The sequence below is a fragment of the Streptomyces sp. NRRL F-5123 genome, from assembly GCF_000721495.1.
Taxonomy (GTDB): Bacteria; Actinomycetota; Actinomycetes; order Streptomycetales; family Streptomycetaceae; genus Actinacidiphila.
Genome location: NZ_JOHY01000006.1, coordinates 196,796 through 212,916, shown reverse-complemented (window position 1 = coordinate 212,916; position 16,121 = coordinate 196,796). Strand labels below are relative to the sequence as shown.

Genomic DNA, 16,121 nt, shown 5'->3' with positions numbered 1-16,121 from the left:
CAGGTGTCCGGTGCGGGTAGGCCGGGCGAGTGTGTGGAGCGCGGATGGCCCGGCCCGGGGGGCCTGGGTATTCTGCGGGGGTCCCGCTCCCGAAGCCCAGGAGTTCTCCCTGTGAGCCCCACACGTCCGGCTGCCGTCGTCGTCCTCGCCGCGGGTGAGGGGACGCGCATGAAGTCGGCCACCCCGAAGGTGCTGCACCCGATCTGCGGCCGCTCCCTGCTCGGCCATGTGGTCGCCGCCGCGCGCGAGCTGGACCCCGAGCATCTGCTGGTGGTCGTGGGCCACGGGCGCGAGCAGGTCGCCGAGCACCTCGCGGCGGTGGACCCGGACGCGCTGACGGCGGTGCAGGAGGAGCAGAACGGCACCGGGCACGCGGTCCGCATCGGCCTGGAGGAGCTCGCCCGGCGCGGCGCCACCCCCGAGGGCACCTTGGTGGTGACCTACGGCGACACCCCGCTGCTGACCGCCCACACGCTGGCCACACTGGTGTCCGCGCACCAGGCCGACGGCAACGCGGTCACCGTGCTCACCGCGCACGTGCCCGACCCGACCGGTTACGGCCGCATCGTGCGGGACGTGACGGACGGCCAGGTCACCGCGATCGTGGAGCAGAAGGACGCCTCCCCCGACCAGCAGGCGATCACCGAGATCAACTCCGGCGTCTACGCGTACGACGCCGCGCTGCTCGCCGAGGCCCTCACCAAGGTCACCACCGACAACTCGCAGGCCGAGGAGTACCTGACCGACACCCTCGCGATCCTGCGCGGGGCCGGCCACCGGGTCGGCGCCTGGACCGCGGCCGACCACCGGGAGATCGCCGGGGTCAACAACCGGGTGCAGCTCGCCGAGGCCCGCCGGGTGTTCAACGACCGGCTGCTGCACCAGGCGATGCTGGGCGGCGCGACGGTCGTCGACCCGGCCTCGACCTGGCTGGACGCGGGCGTGGTGCTGGAGCCCGACGCGGTGATCCACCCCAACACCCAGCTGCTCGGCGCCACCCGGGTGGCGGCGGGCGCGGAGGTCGGCCCGAACTGCACCCTGACCGACACGACCGTCGGCGAGGGCGCGCGGGTGTCCAACACCGTCGCCCAGGAGGCCGAGATCGGCCCGGAGGCGAACGTCGGCCCGTACGCGTACCTGCGCCCCGGCGCGCGGCTCGGCAAGGGCGCCAAGGCGGGCACGTACGTCGAGATGAAGAACGCCTCGATCGGCGAGGGCACCAAGGTGCCGCACCTGAGCTACGTGGGTGACGCGACGATCGGCGAGTACACCAACATCGGCGCGGCCAGCGTCTTCGTCAACTACGACGGCGAGGCCAAGCACCACACCACCATCGGCAGCTACTGCAAGACCGGCTCGGACAACATGTTCGTGGCGCCCGTGGTGGTCGGCGACGGCGCCTACACCGCGGCCGGCTCGGTGATCACCAAGGACGTGCCGGCGGGCTCGCTCGCGGTGGCCCGCGGGCAGCAGCGCAACATCGAGGGCTGGGTCGCCCGCAAGCGCCCCGGCAGCGCCGCCGCGCAGGCCGCGGAGCGGGCCCGGGAGACCCAGCCGGACGACTGAGCCGCACCCCTCCCTTCTCCCTTCTCCCCCTTCACTCCCCCACCCACCTGCGGCTTTCCGCAGCGCAGACACCCGCTGCCGCGACCTCGGGCGGCGGGTGAGTGAGGGCTGTCTCATCGGCCCCTCCGAGGTGCACACATGCGCCGGAGGGGGCGTACCGTGTGGGGTGCACACAATTCCGCCAGCACGCCCGCTTCCGGGTGTCGCTGTGTCGAACACCAGTCGAACACCAAGGAGACGGTGCAGTGACCGGGATCAAGACGACCGGTGAGAAGAAACTGATGCTCTTCTCCGGCCGCGCACACCCCGATCTGGCGGAGGCGGTGGCACGGGAACTCGGCGTCGAGCTGGTGCCGACCAAGGCTTTCGACTTCGCCAACGGCGAGATCTACGTCCGGTTCCAGGAGTCCGCGCGCGGCGCCGACTGCTTCCTGATCCAGAGCCACACCCGGCCCATCAACCAGTGGATCATGGAACAGCTGATCATGCTGGACGCCCTGAAGCGGGCGTCGGCACGCAGCATCACCGTGATCGTCCCCTTCTACGGCTACGCGCGGCAGGACAAGAAGCACCGCGGACGCGAGCCGATCTCCGCGCGGCTGATCGCCGACCTGTTCAAGACCGCGGGCGCCGACCGGATCCTCACCGTCGACCTGCACACCGACCAGATCCAGGGCTTCTTCGACGGCCCGGTGGACCACCTGTTCGCGCTGCCGGTGCTGGCCGACTACGTGGGCGCCAAGGTGGACCGCGACAAGCTGACCGTCGTCTCGCCGGACGCCGGGCGGGTACGGGTCGCCGACCGCTGGTGCGACCGGCTGGGCGCGCCGCTGGCCATCGTGCACAAGCGCCGCGACCCGGACGTGGCCAACCAGGTGACCGTCCACGAGGTCGTCGGCGACGTCAAGGGCCGGGTGTGCGTGCTGGTCGACGACATGATCGACACTGCGGGCACCATCTGCGCGGCCGCGGACGCGCTCTTCGCCAACGGCGCCGAGGACGTCATCGTGACGGCCACGCACGGCGTGCTGTCCGGGCCGGCCGCCGACCGGCTGAAGAACTCGAAGGTCAGCGAGTTCATCCTGACCGACACCCTGCCGACCCCGGCCGAGCTCGCCATCGACAAGATCACGGTGCTGTCGATGGCGCCGACCATCGCCAACGCGGTGCGCGAGGTGTTCGAGGACGGCTCGGTGACCAGCCTCTTCGAGGAATCGCACTGATCCGCGCGGGCATCCGCAGAATCGGTACGCCCGCACCGCTGCGCGCCTGTCGCTGATCGATTCTCGTCCGCTTCCCATCGATGGACGATGATCGATTCCCGTCCTCGATCGGCTGCCGCCGCTGATCGATTCCCGTTCCTCGACCGACTGCCGCCGCTGATCGATTTCGCCCGGGGCCTTCCCGCCGGTTACGCTGTCCGCGTTGCTCGGCGAGGGAGGCCCCGGACGCGTTTCACGGTCCGGAATCCGGCTCCGTTATCGACGCGCTCCTCGTGAACCGTGGATCGGCCCGTCGGGGCCGGGCGACCGTACCGTCTGCCACCACGAGGAGTGAACCTCATGTCCGAGGTCAAGATCCCTGCCGCGCTGCGCACCGAGTTCGGCAAGGGCGCCGCGCGCCGCATCCGCCGCGCCGACCAGGTCCCCGCCGTCATCTACGGCCACGGCGCCGAGCCCAAGCACGTCTCCGTCCCCGGCCACGAGCTGCTGCTCGCGCTGCGCACCGCGAACGTCCTGATCTCGCTGGAGATCGACGGCAAGTCCGAGCTGGTCATCCCCAAGGCCGTGCAGCGCGACCCGATCAAGGGCTTCCTCGAGCACGTCGACCTGCTGTCGGTCAAGCGCGGCGAGAAGGTCAACGTCGAGATCCCGGTGACCGCGGAGGGCGAGCTGGCCCCCGGCGGCAACCTGCTGGAGCACGTGCTGGCCGCGCTGCCCGTCGAGGCCGAGGCGACCCACATCCCCGAGGGCGTCACCGTCAGCGTCGAGGGCCTGGAGGCCGGCGCCTCCGTCCTGGCCAAGGACATCGCGCTGCCCAAGGGCACCACGCTGGCCGTCGACGGGGACGCCGTGGTGATCCAGGTCGTGGCCGCGCAGGCCGAGGAGGCCCCCGAGGAGGGCGAGGAGGAGGCCGAGGGCGCCGCCGAGGAAGCCCCCGCCGACGAGGCCCCCGCCGACGAGGCCTGAGTCTGCCGCTGCGGCCGCCGCCGTACCCTGTCCCGGGGTACGGCGGCGGCCGTGTCTCACCCCCGGCCCGGACCGGGTGGACCCCCGCACCCCTGGAGAGTCGATGAGCGACAGCACAGCGCCCTGGCTGGTGGCCGGGCTGGGCAACCCGGGCCCCGAGTACGCCGGCAACCGGCACAACATCGGCTTCATGGTCGCCGACCTGCTGGCCTCCCGGATGGGCGGCAGCTTCAAGCGCTCCGGCAAGGCGCAGGCCCAGGTCCTCGAGGGCCGCATCGGCCCGCCCGGGCCGACGGGCCGCCGGGTGGTGCTGGTCAAGCCGATGTCCTACATGAACGTCTCCGGCGGTCCGGTCACCGCGCTGCGGGACTTCTACAAGGTGCCGACCGAGCAGATCATCGCCGTCCACGACGAGCTGGACATCCCGTACGCCACGCTGCGGCTCAAGCTCGGCGGCGGCGACAACGGGCACAACGGGCTGAAGTCGCTCACCAAGGCGATGGGGCCCGACTACCTGCGGGTGCGGGCCGGGATCGGCCGCCCGCCGGGGCGGATGGACGTGGCCGCGTTCGTCCTCAAGGACTTCTCCTCGACCGAGCGCAAGGAGCTGGAGTGGTTCGTCGACCGCGCCGCCGACGCCGTCGAGGCGCTCGTCACCGAAGGCCTGGAGCGGGCGCAGAGCACGTACAACGGCTGACGGGCGGCGGAGCCGGCACCTGAGGTTGACCCGGCGGCACGCCATGGCCAAGGATCACCCGCATGGTCGAACGGAGCCGGTCCCGCCGTGCGGCGGAGGGCGCCCGGGGGCTGGTGCTGCTGGCCCGGGTGGTGGCCGTGGCACTCGCCGCGGCGCTGCTGGTGGTGTCGGGCGCCTGGGACTCCTGGCGGACCGCGCAGCACGTGATGCTCACCAAGGGCCGCGAGCACGGCACGATGACCCTGGCCAACTGCGGCGACTCCACCTGTACCGGCCCCTTCGCGCCGAAGGGCAGCGCGGTCGCGCGGCCGAAGGTCACCATCAGCCTGCCGATCCGACACACCACGGGCGCGAGGATCCCGGTCGCGGTGGAACCGGGCACCGACACCGTCGTGCGGGCCGGCTGGGGCGGGGTGCTGTGGGCGTGGGTGCCGCTGGGCGGCGGACTGCTGCTCGCCGCGTTCGTGCTGGCCGGCGGGCTGCGCGCGTACCGCACCGCCTGGGCGCTCGGCGGGCTCGGCGCGGCCCTGCTGGCCGGGGCCTTCCTGACGCTGTGACGCCGCCGGGGCGGGCCCCGTACCCCCTGCGCGGGGTCCCGGGGCCCGCCCCGCCCGTCAACGGGCGTGCGTGCGGGCGACGGCGAAGATGCGGCGGAAGGGGAAGACCGTGCCGTGCGGGCCCGGCGGGTAGGCCTTGCGCAGCAGGTCGCGGTACTGCCCGACGAACTCGCGGGCGGCGTCCGGATCGCCGCCCAGCGCGGTCAGGACGGGGCGCAGGGCGGTGCCCTTGGTCCAGTCGAGCACCGGGTCCTCGCCCTGGAGGAGCTGCACGTACGTCGACTCCCAGACGTCCACCTCCGCGCAGCCCAGCTCCGTCAGGCGCTCCAGGTAGCCGGCGGGGCCGAGAATGTGGACGTACCGGCGCCCGTGGCCGTCCAGCCGGTCGCGCCAGCGCGGGGATTCGCACAGCTCGGCGAGCAGCGCGTGGCTGGGCGCGGTGAAGTTGCCCGGCACCTGGAAGGCGAGGGTGCCGCCGGGGGCGAGGCGGTCGAGCCAGTCGGCGAAGCGGTCGGCGTGGCCGGGCACCCACTGGAGTGCCGCGTTGGAGACGATCAGGTCGTAGCGCTCGTCGGGCGTCCAGTCGGCGGCGTCGGCCCTGCGGAAGTCCAGGGTGCCACCGCCGGCGGTGGGCCCGGCGTACTGCTGCGCGGCGGACAGCATCTCGGGCGAGTTGTCGAAGCCGGTGACGCGGGCGCCGGGCCAGCGGTCGGTGAGCAGCACCGTGACGTTGCCGGGCCCGCAGCCGATGTCGGCGATCCGCGGGGAGCCGCCGCCGGGCAGTTCCGGAATGCGGTGGAGGAGGTCGAGGAACGGGCGGGTGCGGTGGGTGGAGTGGTGGAGATACTGGTGGGGATCCCACGTCGGGCTGGCGTGCATCGTTCGTACTCCCTGGGTGGTACGGAACCGCTGCCGAAACGGAGCGCGAGGTTCATCTCTCCGGCTCCAGGCTCCACCCGGGGATATCTTGATGTCAAGAGACTTCATATCGACAGACCTACTACACTGATCTCCATGGAGGACGAGGTCGACCGGCTGGTCGCTGCATGGCGCCGAGAGCGCCCCGACCTCGACGTCGAACCGCTCGAAGTGCTCAGCCGGGTCAGCCGGCTCGCACGGCACCTGGACCGCGCCCGGCGGCTGGCGTTCGCGGAGATCGGGCTGGAGTCCTGGGAGTTCGACGTCCTCACCGCGCTGCGGCGGGCCGGGACGCCGTACCAGCTCTCGCCGGGGCAACTGCTCACGCAGACCCTCGTCACGTCCGGCACGATGACCAACCGGATCGACCGGCTCGCCGAGAAGCGCCTCGTCGAACGGCTCCCCGACCCCTCCGACCGGCGCGGGGTGCTCGTTCGGCTCACCCCCGCCGGCCAGGACCGCGCCGACCGGGCCCTGGCGGGACTGCTCGCCCAGGAACGCGCCATCCTGGGCGAACTCACCCAGGCCCAGCGGGCGGAACTGGCGGGTCTGCTACGACAGCTGACCGCGCCGTTCGACAACGTCCCCACCTGAGGCGGCCAGCTCCACCGGGCCCACCCCGGCCCGCCGGGCCAGCGCCACGGCCGCCAGCGTGGAGTGCACGCCCAGCTTGCCCAGCACGTTCTGCATATGGGTCCGCACCGTGTGCGGGGACAGGAACAGCCGCTCGGCGACCGCCTTGCGGCCCAGTCCCGCGACCATGCAGCGCAGCACCTCCTGCTCGCGCGGCGTCAGCGACTCCACGAGCTGCTCGCTCTCGGTGCGGTGCCGCCGGGCCGCGGTCAGCTCCCGCAGCACCCCGGTCAGCAGCGCGGGCGGCAGATGCGTCTCGTCCCGCAGCACCCCGCGCACCACGGCCAGCAGCCGCGACAGCGAGCAGTCCTTGGCGACCCACCCGGACGCCCCCGCCTGCAGCGCGGACGCGGCGCGGCGCGGGTCGTCGCGCTCGGCCAGCACGACGGTGCGCGTCCCCGGGTGCTCGGCCTGCACCCGTTCGACCAGCGCGAGCCCGTCCAGCACCGGATCGCGCGGCTCGGCCGCGCGCAGCGCCGACGGCGGCGGTACGGACGCCAGTGCCGGCCGGCCCCGCGGCGCGGTGCCCAGGTCGGCGTCGACCAGCAGCACGTCGTAACGGCGGCCGTCGACCGCTGCCCGGTCGAGGCAGCGCTGTGCGGCGGGGCCGCTGCCGGCCGCCGACACGTCGACGTCTGACTCCGCCGCGAGCGCGGCGGCGAGCGACTCGGCGAAGATGCGGTGGTCATCGACGACGAGAACGCGGATTCGTCCCACGGACACCACTCCCGGTGTACGGCACTCCCCCAGTGGCGGGGCCTCGCGTGGGACCCGGTCCCGTACCGCGGGCCGCCGCCCGCGGACGGGGCCGGATCCCTGCGTCTCGCCCCCTGATGAACGCCGGCCCCCACCGGCGTTGTGGGAAAAGCGTAGGGGTTCCCCGACGGAATGGCGCCGTCTTGGCGCAAGTTGCCCTTCAGGACGGGCATGTCCCGCCTGGTAAGCGGTTTCTCCGGCCACGCCGGGTGAATGTCCGCCGGGAGCGCGGGGAAACGCGCCCCCGGCGGGGCGTCCTCAGCTCAGCCGGTGCGCCCCCGGCGAGGGGGCGGCCTCGAAGACGCGGGCGCCCGGGAGGGCGGCGAGGATCGCGGAGGTCACGGCGGGGACCGCAGGGGTCGGGGTCAGGACGACAGCGGAGCCGCCGAAGCCCCCGCCGGTCATCCGCGCGCCGAGCGCCCCGCCGGCGACCGCGGCCTCGACCACGAGGTCCATCTCCGGGCAGGAGACCTGGAAGTCGTCCCGCAGCGAGGCGTGACCGGCCGTCAGGACGGGCCCGACGTCGGCGACGCGCCCTGCGTCGAGGAGGGCGACGACCTCCTCGACGCGCCGGTTCTCGGTCACGACGTGCCGGGTCAGCCGGCGCAGCCGCTCGCCGGACAGGGCGGCGAGCGCGGCGTCGAGGCCCTCGTAGGGCACGTCCCGCAGCGCCGCGAGGCCGAGTTCGGCCGCCGCGGCCTCGCACCCGGACCGCAGCCGGGCGTACGCCCCGTCCGCGTGCGCGTGCTTGACGCGGGTGTCGGCGACGAGCAGCGTCAGACCGGCCGCCGCGAGGTCCAGCGGGACCTGGCGCTGCACCAGGCCGCGCACGTCGAGGTGCAGGGCGTGGCCGTCCGTGCAGCACGCCGAGGCGGTCTGGTCCATGACGCCGACCGGCGCGCCGACGTACACGTTCTCCGAGCGCTGGCACAGCAGCGCCAGCTCCTGCCGCGGGAGGTCGACGCCGTGCAGGTCGGCGAGGGCGAGCGCGGTGACGACCTGGAGGGCCGCGGAGGAGGACAGACCGCCGCCGACCGGCACGGTGCTGGCGTAGTGGATGTCGGCGCCGCCGACCGGGTGGCCGGCCTCGCGCAGCGTCCACAGCACGGCGGCGGGGTAGGTGGCCCAGCCCGCGTCGTTGCCGGGGGCGAGGTCGTCCAGGCGCAGTTCGACGACCCCGCCGGCCATGTCGGCGGAAGCCAGCCGCAGCAGGCCGTCGTCACGCCGGGCGACGGCCGCGCGGGTGGTCCGGTCGAGGGCGAAGGGCAGCACGAAGCCGTCGTTGTAGTCGGTGTGCTCGCCGATCAGGTTCACCCGTCCGGGTGCCGACCAGCAGCCCTCGGGGTCGCGTCCGAAGGCTTCCTTGAAGGCTATGCCGAGGTCGTCGGGCGTGCCGGGGCCGTCGGTCATGCGTCCTCCTGCAGGGATTGGGCGAAGGTCCACGCGTCGCGGACGATGCCGGCCAGATCGGTGCGCACGGGCTGCCAGCCGAGCCGGTCGCGGGCGCGTTGCGCGGAGGCGACGAGCACGGCGGGGTCGCCGGCGCGGCGCGGCTGCGCGGTCTCGGGGATGGGGTGCCCGGTCACCTGGCGGGCGGTGTCGATGACCTCGCGGACGGAGAAGCCGCTGCCGTTGCCCAGGTTGCACACCAGGTGCTCGCCGGCTTGAACAGGGCGACGCGCAGCGTCTCCGGCAAGGGTGGTGGTGGGCGACGGGTGGGCATGTGTGAGGGCCAGCAGGTGGGCGTCGGCGAGGTCGGCGACGTGGATGTAGTCGCGCACGCAGGTGCCGTCGGGCGTCGGGTAGTCGTCGCCGAAGACGGCGACGGCCTCGCGGCGGCCCTGGGCGACCTGGAGCACCAGCGGGATGAGGTGCGACTCGGGGTCGTGCCGCTCGCCCTGGCCGCCGTACGCGCCCGCGACGTTGAAGTAGCGCAGCGACACCGCGGCCAGGCCGTGGGCGGTGCACTCGGCCCCGATCATGTGGTCGACGGCGAGCTTGCTGGCGCCGTACGGGCTGGTGGGGGCGGTGGGTGCGTCCTCGGTGACGGGGACGGCCGCCGGCTCGCCGTAGGTGGCGGCGGTGGAGGAGAAGACGAGGGTCCGCACCCCGGCGTCGCGCATGGCGTCCAGCAGGTCCATGGTGCCGCCGACGTTGTTGCGCCAGTACTTGCCCGGGTCCGCGACGGACTCGCCGACCTGCGAGAAGGCGGCGAAGTGCAGCACCGCGTCGTAGCTGGGGTCCAGCACCTTGGCGGCGTCCTGGATGCGCCCCTCGACGAAGTCGGCGCCCTCCGGCACCCCGGCGCGGAAGCCGGTGGACAGGTCGTCCAGCACCGTCACCCGGTGCCCGGCGTTCAGCAGCCGGGCGGCCACCACCCCGCCGATGTATCCGGCGCCTCCGGTGACCAGCAGCTTCCTGGGATTCTCGGTCACGTGCTCGCTACCTCTCGCAGTCGCTGTGCGGCGGCTTCCGGCGGGACGTCGTTGATGAAGGCGCCCATACCGGACTCGGACCCCGCAAGGTACTTCAGCTTGCCCGATGTACGGCGAATCGTGAAAAGCTCCAGATGCAGGGCGAAATCGCGCCGTTCGGGGATGCCGAAGGGCGCCTGGTGCCATCCGGAGATGTACGGGGTGGGCGGCTGGTCCGGGCCGAAGATCCGGTCGAAGCGGCGCAGCAGTTCCAGGTAGACGCGCGGGAATTCGGCCCGCGCGTCCTCGTCGAGCGCGATCAGGTCCGGCACCCGGCGGCGCGGGAAGAGGTGCACCTCGTACGGCCAGTGGGCGGCGTGCGGGACGAACGCCACCCAGTGCTCGGCGGCCAGCACGACCCGGCTGCCGTCCACCGCTCCCTTCGCCGTCTCGTCGGCGAGGACGTCGTCGAAGAGGTTGCGGCCGGTGCGCTCGCGGTGCGCGGCCAGGGTGCCCAGCATGAGCGAGGTGCGCGGGGTGACGAACGGGTAGCCGTAGATCTGGCCGTGCGGGTGGCCGAGGGTGACGCCGATCTCCTTGCCGCGGTTCTCGAAGGCGAAGACCTGCACGACGCCGGGCAGCCGGGAGAGGTCCAGGGTGCGGTCGGTCCAGGTGTCGAGGACCAGCCGGGCGCGGTCCTCGGTGAGGTCGGCGAAGGAGGCGTCGTGGTCGGAGGTGAAGCACACCACCTCGCAGCGCCCCGCCCCCCCGGCGAACGAGGGGAAGCGGTTCTCGAAGACGACGACCTCGTAATCGCTGTCGGGGATCTCGCTGAGCCGCCCCTCGCGCGACGGGCACAGCGGGCACTCGTCTGCGGGCGGGTGGTAGGTGCGGCCCTGGCGGTGCGAGGCGATGGCCACGGTGTCGCCGAGCAGCCGGTCCTCGCGGAGTTCGGAGTGGGTGGAAACGGGCTCCAGGGGGCGGCGGTCGACGGCCTCGCGGACGGGCGCGGCCGCGCCACCGGGGCGCACGTCCCCGTCGTAATAGATGAGTTCACGGCCGTCCGCGAGCCGGGTCGTCGTCTTCTTCACCCTGCTGACCCCTCACACCACAATCACCCAACAGAACCGCACACAATGAATCATGACACAACAGTGCAGTCAATGCGCGGGCATGGGTGAAGTTGACGTGTTGATCAGTACGGGGCTGCGGATCCGTTTCGGGCACAACCAAACAAAGACGAACAGATGCGTGAGCGGTCCCCCGCTGATGCGCCGCAGATTCCGCCGGGGGCTCCCCGGCGGTCTCCCCGGCGGTCCTCAGCGGGGCCCGGGGGCCGCCGCCCGGTCCAGCAGGCCGGTGCGCGCGGCGAGCGCCGCCGCCTCCAGCCGGGATCCCACGCCGAGCTTCATCAGCACCCGCTGGACATGGGTGCGCGCGGTGCTCGGCGCTATCCGCATCCCCGCCGCGATCAGCCGGGTGTCCTCGCCCTCCGCGACCCGCACCAGCACCTCGATCTCCCGCGGGGTCAGCATCTCCAGCAGCCGCACCCCCTCGTCGTCCGGCTGCTGCGCGGGGTCGAGCAGTTCGGCGAAGGCGCCCTGCAGCAGCGGCTGGGCGATGGCGACCTCGCCCGCCCGCGCCTTGGCCATGGCCCGCTCCACGCCCTCGATGCGCTCGTCGTGCCGTACGTAGCCGGACGCCCCGGCCGCAAAAGCCGCCGCGATGCCGCGCGGGTCGGGCACCGGGCCCAGCACCACCACCGCGACAGCCGGGCGCTCCCGGCGGATCCGGGCCACCGGTTCGAACGCGCCGGGCGCGGCCGGGGCCGCCGTGCCGAACAGGCACACCTCCGGCGACCGGCCCAGCACCAGCTCCGCCGCCCCGGCGGACGGCGCCGACGCGGCCAGCACCCGGTGCCCGCGCAGTTTCAGCGCCGACGCCAGCGCCTCCGCGAGCAGCCGGTGGTCGTCGACGACGACGAGCCGTACCCCCATCCAGGACACCCCCTCCACGGGGGCGGCCCGGTCCCCGCCGCCCTCCATTGCCCTACGCATACCGCGCGACGGCCCCTCCCAACCGCGCGTCCGGGCGGTACGAGCCCAGGCAGGCGAAGGTACACGCTTGCCCCATGACAGCGCGCCCCCGACGCGGCACGAGAGCCCGGGAATTCCGGACACCCGTGCACGCCGGGGGCGCGCGGGCGGCTGAACACGCCGCGGCCGGAGCCGCGGTGACCGGCCGTCAGTGGAGGTCGACGAGGTACTTCTGGTCGCTGTTGCTCTCGTAGACGGTGTGGCAGGAGTAGAAGAAGTGGCCGTTGTGCCAGTACATGTAGCCCTCCAGGTCGGACATGTCGCCGACCTTGTCCTCCGTGCCGTCCGCGAAGGACGCGTACTTCTGTATCGCGCCCGTCGCCGGGTCGATCGCGTCCAGCTGGCCGTTCACGTCGTAGTCCGGCGGCTCGGCGGCGAGGATCTTGCCGTCGGGCAGGAAGTCCAGGCCCACGACCGCCTGCTTGGACGGCGGCTTGGCGATCCACTTCTGCTTGCCGTCGGCGGTGTTGAAGGCGACGATGCCGCTGAGCACCTGGCCCTTGCTGTCGCCCTGGCTGCGCAGCGTCAGGTAGACGGTGTCCTTGCCGACCAGGATGTTGTGCACGTCCTCGACGCCGTTGTCACCGAGCGAGATGTCGTACTTGTCGGTGCCGAGCGAGATCCGGGAGAGCATCTTGCCGTCGGCGAGGGTGACCACGTCGGTGGCCAGCGCGTCGCCGTTCTGCGTGTCGAGCACCGCCACGACCGGGTCGGTCGAGACGACCGCCTTGACCTCGAAGCCGCTCGGCGCCTGCCACGACCACTTGGCCTTGCCGGCGTTCTCCGGGTCGACGACCTGCACCTTGTAGGTCTTGAAGTCGCAGTTGACGACGACCACGAACTGCGCGCCGCCCGCGTAGCCGTCGTCCTCGCAGTTGCCGTTGCCGCCCTGCCACAGCACCTTCTGGGTGCTGATCCGGTAAGCGATCGAGCCGTCCATCCAGTCGACACCGACCGTGTCGCCGCTGATGGCCATCTGCGAGTAGTCGAAGTCGGTGTCGCTGCTGCCGCCGCCGGGCAGCGTCGCGGACCACTTCGCGGCGCCCGTCACCAGGTTGAAGACCATGATCTGGTTGCACGTCGGGCCGTACTGGATCGCCGCAAGGTCCTGGTAGGTGTCCTTGGCCGACGAGCAGTCGTCGCCCGCGGGTGCGGCGAGGGTCCACTCCTGGTTGCCGGTCGCGATGTCGTACCCGACGACCTTGTTGATCTCCTGCTTCACCACGAGCTTGTCGGTGAACCAGATGCCGGGTATCCGCTTGAGGTTGTCCTTCTTGGCGACCGTGTCGGCCGGCTTGTCCCACGCGAACTGGATCTCGCTGGAGTGCGGCGACTCGGTCGGGCCCTTCTGCCCGCTGGCGGTCGGATGGGGCTTCGGGTCGTCGCCGTCGCTCTTGGTCGCGAAATACACCGCGACCACGGCGATCAGCGCCACCGCCACGACCGCCGCGATGATCGCGACGAGCTTGTTGTTGTTCCGCGCGCCGCCGGGACCGCCCGGGGCACCCGGGTACGGCGCCGGCGTCTGGTAGCCGTACGGGCCCGGCGGGGGCGTCTGGCCGTACTGCGGCTGGCCCGGGTAGGGCTGCTGGGCGCCCGGGTAGGGCGGCGGGGTCTGCTGCGGGACCTGGAAGGCCGCCTGCGTCGGGGCCTGGGCGTACGGGTTCTGCCCCGGCGGGACGGGCTGCGCGTACGGATTCGGCCCCCCGGGCGGCGGGGTCTGCGGCGAGCCGGGGGCCGGGTAGCCGTAACCGCCGCCCGGAGCGGGCGGCGGCGGGGTCTGCGGGGTGCCCGGGGCCGGGTAGCCGTAACCGCCCGGCGGCGGGGGCGGGGTCTGCGGAGGCCCCGGCGGTGGCGGCACCGCCGCGTCGGGCTTCCCGAACTCGGGCGGGGTGCCGGGCGGCGGGGGCGGCTGGGACATCGGCGGGACCTCTTCGCAACTCACATCAGTGTCGGGCGGAAATTCTTTCTATCACCCGGCACCGACACCCCCGCGGGCCCCGGCAGTTCCGTTACCGGCCCGCTACACGTTCTCCGCGAGCCCACCCGCACCGCTTCCCCGCAGGGCCCTGCCGGAGGGTGCGCGCCTGCCGCCCGGCGCCTACTGCCCTGCCTCGTCGGCCAGTTCCAGCCAGCGCATCTCCAGGTCCTCGCGCTCCTCACGGAGCGCCCGCAGCTCCGCGTCGATCTCCGCGACCTTCGCGAAGTCCGTGGCGTGCTCGGCGATCCGCGCGTGCAGCGTCTTCTCCTTCTCCGCGGCCTTGTCCAACTGCCGCTCGATGCGCTGGAGTTCCTTCTTCGCCGCCCGCGTGTCGCCGGTCGGCCGGTCCTTCTGCTGCTTGTGCTGGACGGGGGCGGCCGGGACCGCGGCCTCCTCCATCGCGCGGCGCCGCTCCAGGTACTCGTCCACCCCGCGCGGCAGCATCCGCAGGCTCTGGTCGCCCAGCAGCGCGAACACCCGGTCGGTGGTGCGCTCCAGGAAGTAGCGGTCGTGGCTGATCACGACCATCGAGCCGGGCCAGCCGTCGAGCAGGTCCTCCAGCTGCGTCAGCGTCTCGATGTCCAGGTCGTTCGTCGGCTCGTCGAGGAAGAGGACGTTCGGCTCGTCCATGAGCAGCCGCAGCAGCTGCAGCCGGCGCCGCTCGCCGCCGGACAGGTCGCCGACCGGCGTCCACTGCTTCTCCTTCGTGAAGCCGAACCGCTCGCACAGCTGTCCCGCGGTCATCTCCCGGCCCTTGCCGAGGTCGACCCGGCCGCGTACCGCCTCCACCGCCTGCAGCACGCGCCATTCCGGGTCCAGCTCGGCGACCTCCTGCGACAGGTACGCCAGCCGCACCGTCCTGCCGACCACCACCTTGCCCGCGGCCGGCTGCTGCTCGCCGTCACTGGTCTTCGCGTCGGCGAGCGCCCGCAGCAGCGACGTCTTGCCCGCGCCGTTCACGCCCACCAGGCCGATGCGGTCGCCCGGGCCGAGCTGCCACGTCACATGGCGCAGCAACTGCTTGGGGCCCGCGGTGACCGTCACGTCCTCCAGCTCGAAGACCGTCTTGCCGAGCCGGGAGTTGGCGAAGCGCATCAGCTCCGCGGAGTCGCGGGGCGGCGGCACGTCCTCGATCAGGGCGTTCGCCGCCTCCACCCGGAAGCGCGGCTTCGACGTGCGCGCCGGGGCGCCCCGCCGCAGCCAGGCCAGCTCCTTGCGGACCAGGTTCTGCCGCTTGGTCTCCTCCGTCGCCGCGATGCGCTCGCGCTCGGCGCGCGCGAAGACGTAGTCGCTGTAGCCGCCCTCGTACTCGTAGACGGTGCCGCGCTGCACGTCCCACATCCGGCCGCACACCTGGTCCAGGAACCAGCGGTCGTGCGTCACGACCACCAGCGCGGAGCGGCGGGCCCGCAGATGGCCCGCGAGCCACGAGATGCCCTCGACGTCCAGGTGGTTGGTCGGCTCGTCCAGCACGATCAGGTCCTGCTCGTCGATGAGCAGCTTCGCGAGCGCGATACGGCGCCGCTCGCCGCCCGACAGCGGGCCGATCACGGTGTCCAGCCCCGCCGGGAAGCCCGGCAGGTCCAGCCCGCCGAACAGCCCCGTGAGCACGTCGCGGATCCGGGCGTCGCCCGCCCACTCGTGGTCCGCCCGGTCCCCCACGACCTCGTGCCGCACGGTCGCCGCCGGATCCAGGCTGTCGTGCTGCGTGAGGACGCCGAGCCGCAGCCCGCCCTGGTGCGTCACCCGGCCCGTGTCGGGCTCCTCCAGCCGGGCGAGCATCCGCACGAGGGTCGTCTTCCCGTCCCCGTTCCGCCCGACGACCCCGATGCGGTCGCCCTCCGACACCCCCAGCGAGACGCTGTCCAGCAGGGTACGCGTGCCGTATGTCTTGCCGACGGCTTCCACGTTGACCAGGTTGACGGCCACTTCTCGCTCTCCCAGCGCAGTACGAACCACTCCCCTCCACCCTAGGTGACCCCGCGGGGCCCCTCGCCCCGGTTCGCTCCGGGCGGCCGCTTGCGGCGGGCTCCGCGACCTCACGGTGGGGGTGGGGCTGAGGGCGCGGTGCCCCTGGGTGATTGCCACTTGCGGTGGCGTCGCACTGTGCCGGTCCGTTGTGGTTGCGCGCGCAATTCCCCGCGCCCCCGGTCTGTCACCCCGGGCGGCGAGCGCCTGCCCCTGGCGGGTGGACTTTCCGCCGGCGGGCGGGCTTTTCCCTGCGGCAAGAGGGCGAGCCCTCCTGTGCCAGGGGGCGCGGCGGACCGCGCGACACCCCCCACGGACCGCAAGGGGCGGCCGGGTGCGCGGCCCC

Annotated in this window: 14 protein-coding genes; 6 read left to right on the top strand and 8 right to left on the bottom strand. The window is 72.9% G+C overall.

What is annotated here, in order from left to right; genetic code table 11:
- Positions 1 to 111 precede the first annotated feature (111 nt).
- From glmU to IH54_RS0108265, 5 genes are all read left to right on the top strand, one after another.
- Positions 112 to 1,566, top strand: a complete 1,455-nt coding sequence (gene glmU / locus IH54_RS0108285) for a bifunctional UDP-N-acetylglucosamine diphosphorylase/glucosamine-1-phosphate N-acetyltransferase GlmU (protein WP_031514375.1) — start codon at positions 112 to 114, stop codon at positions 1,564 to 1,566.
- Positions 1,567 to 1,811: 245 nt separating this feature from the next.
- Positions 1,812 to 2,789: a ribose-phosphate diphosphokinase gene (locus IH54_RS0108280; protein ID WP_031514373.1), complete on the top strand. Its 978-nt coding sequence runs from the start codon at positions 1,812 to 1,814 to the stop codon at positions 2,787 to 2,789.
- Positions 2,790 to 3,128: 339 nt separating this feature from the next.
- Entirely contained in the window at positions 3,129 to 3,755 is a 627-nt protein-coding gene (locus IH54_RS0108275; RefSeq protein WP_031514371.1) for a 50S ribosomal protein L25/general stress protein Ctc, read from the top strand.
- Positions 3,756 to 3,858: 103 nt separating this feature from the next.
- Positions 3,859 to 4,452, top strand: a complete 594-nt coding sequence (pth, locus tag IH54_RS0108270) for an aminoacyl-tRNA hydrolase (RefSeq protein ID WP_031514369.1) — start codon at positions 3,859 to 3,861, stop codon at positions 4,450 to 4,452.
- A gap of 62 nt (positions 4,453 to 4,514) precedes the next feature.
- Positions 4,515 to 5,009: a hypothetical protein gene (locus tag IH54_RS0108265; RefSeq protein ID WP_031514367.1), complete on the top strand. Its 495-nt coding sequence runs from the start codon at positions 4,515 to 4,517 to the stop codon at positions 5,007 to 5,009.
- A gap of 57 nt (positions 5,010 to 5,066) precedes the next feature.
- Here IH54_RS0108265 and IH54_RS0108260 read toward each other — a convergent pair whose 3' ends face one another.
- Positions 5,067 to 5,888 carry a trans-aconitate 2-methyltransferase gene (locus tag IH54_RS0108260; RefSeq protein WP_031514366.1) on the bottom strand — a complete coding sequence of 274 codons (822 nt, stop codon included), beginning with the start codon at positions 5,886 to 5,888 and terminating at the stop codon, positions 5,067 to 5,069.
- 135 nt (positions 5,889 to 6,023) lie between these two features.
- Here IH54_RS0108260 and IH54_RS0108255 point away from each other — a divergent pair, with 135 nt between their 5' ends.
- Entirely contained in the window at positions 6,024 to 6,521 is a 498-nt protein-coding gene (locus tag IH54_RS0108255) for a MarR family winged helix-turn-helix transcriptional regulator (RefSeq protein ID WP_031514365.1), read from the top strand.
- Here IH54_RS0108255 and IH54_RS0108250 read toward each other — a convergent pair.
- From IH54_RS0108250 to IH54_RS0108220, 7 genes are all read right to left on the bottom strand, one after another.
- Complete coding sequence (locus IH54_RS0108250; protein ID WP_031514364.1) at positions 6,480 to 7,277, bottom strand: response regulator transcription factor; 798 nt, start codon at positions 7,275 to 7,277, stop codon at positions 6,480 to 6,482. The two genes, IH54_RS0108255 and IH54_RS0108250, sit on opposite strands and share 42 nt — an antisense overlap.
- 297 nt (positions 7,278 to 7,574) lie before the next feature.
- The gene (gene galK / locus IH54_RS0108245; protein WP_052397200.1) at positions 7,575 to 8,726 is read right to left on the bottom strand and encodes a galactokinase; all 1,152 of its coding nucleotides are present in this window, start codon (positions 8,724 to 8,726) and stop codon (positions 7,575 to 7,577) included.
- On the bottom strand, positions 8,723 to 9,751 hold the full coding sequence (gene galE, locus IH54_RS0108240; RefSeq protein WP_031514362.1) for a UDP-glucose 4-epimerase GalE: 1,029 nt from the start codon (positions 9,749 to 9,751) through the stop codon (positions 8,723 to 8,725). The genes galK and galE overlap by 4 nt, the downstream gene beginning before the upstream one ends.
- Entirely contained in the window at positions 9,748 to 10,821 is a 1,074-nt protein-coding gene (gene galT / locus IH54_RS0108235; protein ID WP_031514361.1) for a galactose-1-phosphate uridylyltransferase, read from the bottom strand. The genes galE and galT overlap by 4 nt, the downstream gene beginning before the upstream one ends.
- Positions 10,822 to 11,049: 228 nt before the next feature.
- A complete protein-coding gene (locus IH54_RS0108230; protein WP_031514360.1) occupies positions 11,050 to 11,727 on the bottom strand; it encodes a helix-turn-helix transcriptional regulator in 678 nt (225 codons plus the stop codon).
- A gap of 247 nt (positions 11,728 to 11,974) precedes the next feature.
- Complete coding sequence (locus IH54_RS47590) at positions 11,975 to 13,747, bottom strand: PQQ-binding-like beta-propeller repeat protein (RefSeq protein ID WP_031514359.1); 1,773 nt, start codon at positions 13,745 to 13,747, stop codon at positions 11,975 to 11,977.
- A 180-nt stretch (positions 13,748 to 13,927) separates the two neighbouring features.
- Entirely contained in the window at positions 13,928 to 15,736 is a 1,809-nt protein-coding gene (locus tag IH54_RS0108220; RefSeq protein ID WP_031514358.1) for an ABC-F family ATP-binding cassette domain-containing protein, read from the bottom strand.
- Between the last annotated feature and the right edge of the window lie 385 nt (positions 15,737 to 16,121).

What these genes read in the sequence shown, in the direction of transcription:
- IH54_RS0108230 (WP_031514360.1), bottom strand. Translation starts at nt 11,727, where the DNA reads ATGGGGGTACGGCTCGTCGTCGTCGACGACCACCGGCTGCTCGCGGAG.
- galK (WP_052397200.1), bottom strand. Translation starts at nt 8,726, where the DNA reads ATGACCGACGGCCCCGGCACGCCCGACGACCTCGGCATAGCCTTCAAG.
- IH54_RS0108255 (WP_031514365.1), top strand. Translation starts at nt 6,024, where the DNA reads ATGGAGGACGAGGTCGACCGGCTGGTCGCTGCATGGCGCCGAGAGCGC.
- IH54_RS0108275 (WP_031514371.1), top strand. Translation starts at nt 3,129, where the DNA reads ATGTCCGAGGTCAAGATCCCTGCCGCGCTGCGCACCGAGTTCGGCAAG.
- IH54_RS0108265 (WP_031514367.1), top strand. Translation starts at nt 4,515, where the DNA reads ATGGTCGAACGGAGCCGGTCCCGCCGTGCGGCGGAGGGCGCCCGGGGG.
- pth (WP_031514369.1), top strand. Translation starts at nt 3,859, where the DNA reads ATGAGCGACAGCACAGCGCCCTGGCTGGTGGCCGGGCTGGGCAACCCG.
- IH54_RS0108260 (WP_031514366.1), bottom strand. Translation starts at nt 5,888, where the DNA reads ATGCACGCCAGCCCGACGTGGGATCCCCACCAGTATCTCCACCACTCC.
- IH54_RS47590 (WP_031514359.1), bottom strand. Translation starts at nt 13,747, where the DNA reads ATGTCCCAGCCGCCCCCGCCGCCCGGCACCCCGCCCGAGTTCGGGAAG.